The organism is Saccharothrix sabaoui, from assembly GCF_051756985.1.
In the GTDB taxonomy this organism is placed as follows: domain Bacteria; phylum Actinomycetota; class Actinomycetes; order Mycobacteriales; family Pseudonocardiaceae; genus Actinosynnema.
The window spans coordinates 1-7,762 of record NZ_JBPKJK010000264.1 but is presented as its reverse complement, the minus strand read 5'-3'; the positions used below and the strand labels follow the sequence as shown (position 1 = coordinate 7,762).

The following is a 7,762-nucleotide window of genomic DNA, read 5'->3' as shown; positions in this document are numbered from 1 at the left end:
GGCCCGCCGGTGCGCGAGGCGGTGGCACGCCCGGACCGGCTCCGGCGGGCGCAGGTCGGTGAGCTCGGTGTCGAAGGTGGCGAGGATGCCCGCCCGCGCGGAGGACCTCGCGCCGTGGCCCGCGGGTCGGGTCACCGCGCCGGGCGACGCCGTCCACGCCACACCGCCCACCGCCGGGACGGGGCGGGTGCGGCCACCGCCGTGGGATCACCCGATCGTGCGACGATGCCCCGCCTGGAACTCGATGTGATCATGTGGCCCGACTCGCCGTGGCCGGTGATGCGGCAGGAGTGGCTGCGGGCCGAGGAGCTGGGGCTCGGCCGGGGTTGGCTGTACGACCACCTGAACCTGGCCGGCCGACCGGTGTGGCACGAGGCGTGCACGACGCTCGCGGCCGTCGCGGCGGCCACCTCGCGCATCGGGGTGGGCGCCATGGTGACCGCGCCGAACTTCCGCCACCCCGTCACCTCCGCCACCCCGTCACCTCCGCCACCCCGTCACCTCCGCCACCCCGTCACCTCCGCCACCCCGTCACCTCCGCCACCCCGTCACCTCCGCCACCCCGTCACCTCCGCCACCCCGTCACCTCCGCCAAGGCCGCGCACGGCGCGCTTCGCCGACCTGTGGATCACCCAGGACGTCGCCCAGGGCCCGGCCGCCTGTGCGGGCACGCCCCACGCCGAGGTCCGGCGCCAGGTCGAGCTGCTGGACCGGGTCTGCGTGGAGCAGGGTCGGGACCCCGGCACGCTGCCCCGCGCGGCGGTGCTCGGCTCCAGGTGCTCGAACAGGCCGCCGGGTCGGTCCGGGGGGCGTGAGCGCCTTCGTCCGGCGCACCGCGCGGTGCGCCGGACGGACGGGGCCTACCCGGGTGGTTCCGCGGCGCCGGTCATGATCGCGACGGCGTCGGACATGGAGATGGTCTTCGGGTCGACCACGGCCCTGCGGCGGCCGAGGCGCTGGATGTGGATGCGGTCGGCGACCTCGAACACGTGCGGCATGTTGTGGCTGATCAGGATCACCGGCAGGCCGCGCTCGCGCACCCGGAGCACGAGGTCGAGCACGGCGCGGGACTCGCGCACGCCCAGCGCCGCCGTGGGTTCGTCCATGATCACGACCCGGCTGCCGAACGCGGCGGCGCGGGCCACGGCGACGGCCTGGCGCTGCCCGCCGGACAGCGTCTCCACCGCCTGACCGGGGTTCTGGATGGTCATGATGCCCAGCGCGTCGAGCTGCCGCCGCGCCTCCTCGCGCATCCCGTTGCGGTCGAGCACCCGGAACACCGTGCCGAGCACGCCCTTGCGGCGGAGTTCGCGGCCCAGGAACAGGTTGGCCGCGATGTCCAGCGACGGCGAGACCGCGAGCGACTGGTGCACGGTCTCGATGCCCGCGTCGCGCGCGTCGATCGGCGAGCTGAACGACACCGGTTCGCCGTCGAGCAGGATCTCGCCCTCGTCCGGCACGAGGGCCCCGGACAGCGCCTTGATCAGGCTGGACTTGCCCGCGCCGTTGTCGCCGATGACGGCGAGGACCTCGCCGGGCAGCAGCTCCAGGTCGGAGCCCGCCAGGGCGGTCACCCGGCCGTAGCGCTTGACCAGGCCGCGGGCCTGCACCACCGGTGTCGTCACGGCTGCACCTTCCTGATCCACTGGTCCAGCGACACCGCGACGATGATCAGCACGCCCACGGCCAGGGTCTGCCACAGCACGTCCACGCCGGCCAGCGCGAGGCCGTTGCGGAACACGCCGACGATCAGCGCGCCGATCAGCGAGCCGACGATCGCGCCCCGGCCGCCGAACAGGCTGGTCCCGCCGATCACCACGGCGGTGATCGAGTCGAGGTTGTCCATCTGCCCGGCCTGCGGGCTGGCCGAGGCGATGCGGCCGATCAGCACCCACGCCGCCAGTGCGTACACCAGACCCGCCGTCGCGTACGCGCTCAGCAGCACGCGGCCGGTGCGGATGCCGGACAGGCGGGCGGCTTCGAGGTCGTCGCCGGTGGCGTAGACGTGGCGGCCCCAGGCGGTGTTCTTCAGCGCGAACGCCATCGCCGCGACCAGGACGACCACCATGACGGAGCCGTAGGTGACGCGGGTGCCGCCGACGGTGATCGTTTCACCGGTCCACAGCAGCAGCGGGGGCATGTCGGTGCCGCGGGTGGTGGCGCTCCCGGAGTACCAGAGGTTCAGCGCGAAGAACACGTTGAGCGTGCCCAGGGTGACGATGAACGGCGGCAGCTTCAGCCGCGTGACCAGCAGCCCGTTGAGCAGGCCGCACAGCGTGCCGACGACGAAGCCGAGCAGCAGCGCGGGCAGGCCGGGCAGCCCGGTGTCGGCGGCGACCTTGGCCATCACGATCGAGGTGAGCACCATGATCGCCCCGCAGGACAGGTCGATGCCCGCGGTGAGGATGACGATCGTCTGGCCGACGGCGAGGGTGCCGATGACCGCGACCTGTTGCAGCACCAGGGAGATGTTGCCCGGCGTGAGGAACCGGGGCGAGAGCACGGCGAACACGACGACGGCGACCAGCAGCACCACGGCGGGACCGATGGTGGCCCGGGCGTGCAGCAGGTGCTGGAGGCGGGTCAGGGGTGACGGGCGGGTCCCGCCACCGACCGGCGGGCGTGCTCCGGGCAGCGTGGTGGACATGGCTCAGCCCCAGCAGTTCCGCAGGCCCCAGGCGGAGTCCTTCGACTCGACCCCGGCCGCGGGCTGGTCGGTGATCAGCGTGACGCCGGTGTCCACGAAGTCCTTGCCGGCGGTGTTCTCCGGTTTCGTGCCGTCCTGGGCGAACTTCGCGATCGCCTCCACGCCGAGCTGCGCCATCTTCAGCGGGTACTGCTGCGCGGTGGCGCCGATGACGCCGGTCCCGACGTCCTCCACGCCGGGGCAGCCGCCGTCCACCGACACGACCACGACGTCCTCCTCCTTGCCCGCCGCCTTCAGCGCCTCGTGCGCGCCGGCCGCCGCGGGCTCGTTGACGGTGTAGACGAGGTTGATGCCGGGGTCCTTCTGGAGCAGGTTCTCCATCGCGGTCCGGCCGCCCTCGGGCGCGCCGTCGGTGACGTCGTGGCCCACGATCCGCGGGTCGCTCTCGTCGCCGATGCGGGTCCTGTCCGCCACGTCCACGCCGAAGCCCTCCAGGAAGCCCTGGTCGCGCTGCACGTCCACGGACACCTGGTTGGGGTTGAGGTCCAGCAGCCCGATCTTCGCCTGCCTGCCCTCGTCCTCGAACTTCGCCTTCGCCCACTGCCCGATCAGCCGGCCCGCCTGGTAGTTGTCGGTGGCGAACGTGGCGTCGGCGGCGTCGGCCGGTTCGAGCTGGGTGTCCAGGGCGATGACCAGCAGGCCGGCCGCGCGGGCCTTGTCCACCGAGGGCACGATCCCCTTCGAGTCGTTGGGCGTGATCAGGATGCCCTTCGCGCCCGCGCCGACCAGGTTCTCGATCGCGTCGACCTGCGACTGGTTGTCGCCGTCCTGCCTGCCCGCGAACGACTGCACCGTCACGCCGGTGCTGTCCGCGGCCTGCTGCGCGCCCTCCTTCATCTTCACGAAGAACGGGTTCGTGTCGGTCTTGGTCACCAACCCGACGAGCGTGCCGCCGCCGGCCGCGTCGCCGCCGTCCCCGCACCCGGTGACCAGCGCCAGCAGCGACACCGACACCAGGGCCGTGGCCGTGCGCGTGGCGCCCCTGCGCGCCCCTCCGGTCATGTCTCCTCCTACGTCAACGTTGACGTAACGGGTGTTCGACGGGGACGTGCTTCTCGTCGGGCCCGATTACGCTCTATCGCGAGCAGAAAAACTCATGCTTTCGCCCTCGGTAGGAGTAGAGGGAGGGCGGAGGACTTTTGCCGAGTCATCGTTGACGCTAGCTTCGTGCTCCAAGTCACGACAAGCCGCCGTTACGCAAGCGTTACTCGGGATGGAGCAGGGTCATGGATGCACGGGGTGCTCGGCGCGAGCCGACCATGCGGGACGTCGCCGCGCTCGCGGGGGTCAGCACGAAGACGGTGTCGCGGGTGATCAACGACCTGCCCGGCGCCGGTCCCGAGGTCGTCGAGCGCGTCCGCGACGCCGCGCGCGCCCTCGGCTACCGGCCCAACCTGACCGCCAGCAGCCTGCGCCGCTCCGACAGGCGCAGCGCCACCATCGGCGTGCTGTTCGAGGACCTGTCCAACCCGTTCGACGCCGCCCTGCTGCGCGCGGTCGAGGACCGGGCCCGGCAGGACGGCGTGCTGGTGCTGGCCGGCAGCAGCGAGGACGACCCGGACCTCCAGCGCGAACTGCTCACCTCCCTGGCCACCCGCCGCGTGGACGGCATGGTCGTCATGGCCGCCGGCGGCCACCAGGACGCGTTGCAGCAGGAACGGGAGCGCGGCACGCCGATGGTGCTGGTCGACCGCCCGCCGACGTTCGACGGCACGGACAGCGTCACCACCACCAACCGCGGCAGCTCCCGGGAGGCCGTGCTCCACCTGGCCGGTCACGGCCACCGGCACATCGCCTTCCTCGGCGACCGGCAGACCCTGTGGACCAGCCGCGAGCGCCACGCCGGCTACGTCGAGGGGATCGCCCACGCGGGTCTGACGCTGCGCGGGGAACTCGTCCGCACCGACCTGCACGGCCCCGACGCCGCCGACGCCGCCACCGCCGCCCTGTTCGACCTCGACGAGCCGCCGACCGCGCTGTTCACCGCGCAGAACCTGGTCACCGTCGGCGCGATGCGCGCCCTGCGCGCCCGCGACCTGCACCGCCGGGTCGCGCTGATCGGCTTCGACGACTTCCCGCTGGCCGACATGCTCGACCCCGGCGTCACCGTCCTGCGCCAGGACGTCCCGGCGCTCGGGCGGAAGGCCGCGGAACTCGTCTTCGCCCGGATCGGGGGCGACCAATCGCCGCCGACGCACGCCGTCGTCCCGGCCGCCCTCGTCCGCCGCGGCTCGGGCGAACTGCCCCCGCGCGGGGCGGGCGCGTGACGGGTCGCCGTTCTCCCCGGAGGACACCCGCACGGCCACGTGCCGCACCCGCCTCGTCCGTACGGCGGCCCTCGCGCGCGATCCGCGCCGGGAGAATCGGGGTGTCGAAGGGAGAGCCGAGTTGCCGCGCCTGGAACGCCCGCTGGTCGAGGACGACACGCCGGTGCTGCGGTTCGCCGGGGACCTGCGGCGGCTGCGGCACGTCGCCGGGTCGCCGTCCTACCGCGAACTCGGCCGCCTGGCGAACTACTCGCCCGCCGCGCTGTCCGAGGCGGCGGCCGGGCGCAGGGTGCCCAGCCTCGCGGTGACCCGGGCGTTCGTCCGGGCCTGCGGGGGAGACGTCGAGGAGTGGACCGCCCGCTGGCGGGAGCTGGCCGCCGGGGGACCCGACCGGGGCGACGCCCCGTACGCGGGGCTGGCCGCCTACCAGGTCGCCGACGCCGAGCGGTTCTTCGGGCGCGAGGCCGAGGTGGGCGGGCTGCTCGAACTGGTGCGGGAACGGCCGTTCGTCGGGGTGTTCGGCGCGTCCGGCGCGGGCAAGTCCTCGCTGCTGCGCGCGGGCCTGGCGGCGCGGTGGGGCGAGCACGTGGTCGTCACGCCCGGCCCGGACCCGATCACCGAGCTGGCGGCGGCGTTCGCCCGCGACCGGTCACCGGTCGACGTGCGCGCCGAACTCGCCGCCGACCCCGCCCACCTGCGCGTGCTGCTGCGCCACGCCGCCGACGACCTGCTGCTCGTGGTCGACCAGTTCGAGGAGGTCTTCACCCTCTGCGGGGAGGACGACCGCCGCTGGTTGGTGCGGGCGCTCACCCACGCCGCCGGGGCCGCCCGGGTCGTCGTCGGCGTGCGGGCCGACTTCTACGGGCACTGCGCCCGCCACCCCGAGCTGCTCGACGCGCTGCACCGCTCGCAGTCGCTCGTCGGCCCGATGACCGCCGAGCAGCTGCGCCGCGCGGTCGTCGAACCCGCGGCCCGGCGGGGCGCCTCGCTGGAGAACGCGTTGGTGGCGCGCCTGATCGCCGACGTCGCCGGCCGGCAGGGCGCGCTGCCGCTGGTCTCGCACGTGCTGGTGGAGACGTGGCGGCGGCGGCGCGGCGCGGTGCTCACGCTGGCCGGCTACGAGGACGCGGGCGGGGTCGAGCACGCCCTGGCGCGCACCGCCGAGCAGGTCCACGACGCGCTGCCCGAGCGGGACAGGCAGGCGGCGCGGCAGGTGTTCCTGCGCCTGGTGGCGCCCGGCGACGGCACCGAGGACACCCGTCGCCGCGTCGTCCGCGCCGAACTCGACGCGGGCGACGCGCTGCTCGACCGGCTCGCGGCGGCCAGGCTGGTCACCGTCGACCGCGACACCGTAGAGCTGACCCACGAGGCGCTGCTGCACGCGTGGCCCCGGCTGGCGGGCTGGCTCGCCGAGGACCGCGACGCGCTGCGCGCCCACCGCAGGCTCACCGGCGCCGCCGACGCCTGGCGCGCCCACGACCGCGACCCCGACGCGCTCTACCGCGGCGCGCACCTCGACCAGGCGCGCCGCCTGCTGCCCCGGCTCAACGAGGTCGAGCGCGAGTTCGTCGAGGCGGGCCTCGCCGCCGACCGCGACCGCGAGGCGTCGCGCCGGCGGGGCGTGCGCAGGCTGCGGCGGCTCGTCGCCTGCCTCGCCGCGCTCGTCCTGCTGCTCGCCGCCACCGCCGCGTACGCGGTCACCGCGCAGCGCGCCGCCACCCGCGAGCGCAACCAGGCGCTGTCGCTGCGCGCCGCCGACACCGCCCTGGCCCTGCTGGGCCGGCCGCGCGAGGCGGCGGCGCTCGCCCTGGCCGCCTACCGCGTCGCCCCCACCACCGAGGCGCGGGACGCGCTCCTGCTGGCCCGCGCGGCGGGCACCGCCACCGTCCTGGGCGACGGCTACGCGCGCGTGCCCGGCGGGATCACCGTGACCCACGAGCTCGCACCCGGTGCCGGGGCCGCCGCCTACCGCCTCTGGGACGGGGACCGGCCGGCGGGGCGGGTCGTGCTGCCGGCCGGGAGCTTCCTGGGGCTGTTCAGCGCCGACGAGCGCACCGCGCTGGCCGTGGTCCGCCCCGGCGAGTTCCAGGTGTGGGACCTCGGCGACCTCGACGCGCCGCGCCGGACCGCCGCCATGACCGACTCGCCGTTCCCCGGCGGCATCGACGCGGCGGGCACCCTGATGGCCGCCGTCGAGGACGGCGCCGCGGTCCACTGGCGCCCCGGCGACGCCACCCGCACCCGCCTGCCCGGTGACGGCGTGGAGGTCGCCGTGCCGCTGGACGACGGGACCGGCGTGGTCGTGGTGCGCCGCGACGGCGACCGCCGCGACGTGGAGGTGCGGTTCCTGGACGGGCGGACCACGCCGGTGCTGAGCCGTTCCACCCGCCTGGGGGTCGCGGTCGGGCCGGGCGGGCGGCTCGCCGTCTCCGACCTCGACGGCGGGCGCCTCACCGTGCTCGACGGCGGGGCCGGGACGCCGGTGGAGGCGGACGAGGTGCCGGAGGGGGCCGTGGTGGAGTTCTCGCGCGACGGGCGGAGCCTCACCGCCGTGCACCGCGACGCGGTGCGGCTGTGGGACCTGACCGGTGACCGGGAACCGCTGTCGCTGCGCGCGCCCGGGGTGGAGTTCGCCGGGGCGCGCTACGACGCCGCGAGCGGTGAGCTGCTGCTGCTGACCCTGCGCGACGGCGCGCTGTGGCGGCTCGCGGTGGACGTCGACCGCGCGGTGCGCGACGTGTGCGCCGACCCGGTCGGCGTCGACTGGGGGGAGCACTTCCCCGACGTG

Annotated in this window: 6 protein-coding genes and 1 pseudogene; 4 read left to right on the top strand and 3 right to left on the bottom strand. The window is 75.1% G+C overall.

Features of this window, described 5'->3' with window-relative positions; translation table 11 throughout:
• Positions 1-58 precede the first annotated feature (58 nt).
• Together ACR807_RS40160 and ACR807_RS40155 are read left to right on the top strand one after the other, a co-directional pair.
• Complete coding sequence (locus tag ACR807_RS40160; RefSeq protein WP_438926784.1) at positions 59-250, top strand: hypothetical protein; 192 nt, start codon at positions 59-61, stop codon at positions 248-250.
• Positions 226-414 (top strand): annotated as a pseudogene (locus ACR807_RS40155) (hypothetical protein); the annotation flags it as partial. The gene ACR807_RS40160 and the pseudogene ACR807_RS40155, both read left to right, overlap by 25 nt.
• A 446-nt stretch (positions 415-860) precedes the next feature.
• On the opposite strand, the gene ACR807_RS40150 reads toward ACR807_RS40155, so the two are convergent.
• Genes ACR807_RS40150 through ACR807_RS40140 form a run of 3 tightly spaced genes read right to left on the bottom strand, consistent with a single transcriptional unit; the run spans position 861 to position 3,709 of the window.
• Positions 861-1,625, bottom strand: coding sequence for an ATP-binding cassette domain-containing protein (locus ACR807_RS40150; RefSeq protein ID WP_438926783.1), 765 nt, complete (start codon positions 1,623-1,625; stop codon positions 861-863).
• Entirely contained in the window at positions 1,622-2,647 is a 1,026-nt protein-coding gene (locus ACR807_RS40145) for an ABC transporter permease (protein WP_438926782.1), read from the bottom strand. The genes ACR807_RS40150 and ACR807_RS40145 overlap by 4 nt, the downstream gene beginning before the upstream one ends.
• 3 nt (positions 2,648-2,650) lie before the next feature.
• Entirely contained in the window at positions 2,651-3,709 is a 1,059-nt protein-coding gene (locus tag ACR807_RS40140) for a substrate-binding domain-containing protein (protein WP_438926781.1), read from the bottom strand.
• A gap of 224 nt (positions 3,710-3,933) precedes the next feature.
• On the opposite strand from ACR807_RS40140, the gene ACR807_RS40135 reads away from it, so the two are divergent.
• Positions 3,934-4,974: a LacI family DNA-binding transcriptional regulator gene (locus tag ACR807_RS40135; RefSeq protein ID WP_438926780.1), complete on the top strand. Its 1,041-nt coding sequence runs from the start codon at positions 3,934-3,936 to the stop codon at positions 4,972-4,974.
• 121 nt (positions 4,975-5,095) lie between these two features.
• The coding region (locus tag ACR807_RS40130; protein ID WP_438926779.1) for an nSTAND1 domain-containing NTPase at positions 5,096-7,762 on the top strand (2,667 nt) is incomplete at its 3' end.

Excerpts from the sequence above, each read along its gene's own strand:
- ACR807_RS40145 (WP_438926782.1), bottom strand. The coding sequence starts at position 2,647 with ATGTCCACCACGCTGCCCGGAGCACGCCCGCCGGTCGGTGGCGGGACC.
- ACR807_RS40140 (WP_438926781.1), bottom strand. The coding sequence starts at position 3,709 with ATGACCGGAGGGGCGCGCAGGGGCGCCACGCGCACGGCCACGGCCCTG.
- ACR807_RS40135 (WP_438926780.1), top strand. The coding sequence starts at position 3,934 with ATGGATGCACGGGGTGCTCGGCGCGAGCCGACCATGCGGGACGTCGCC.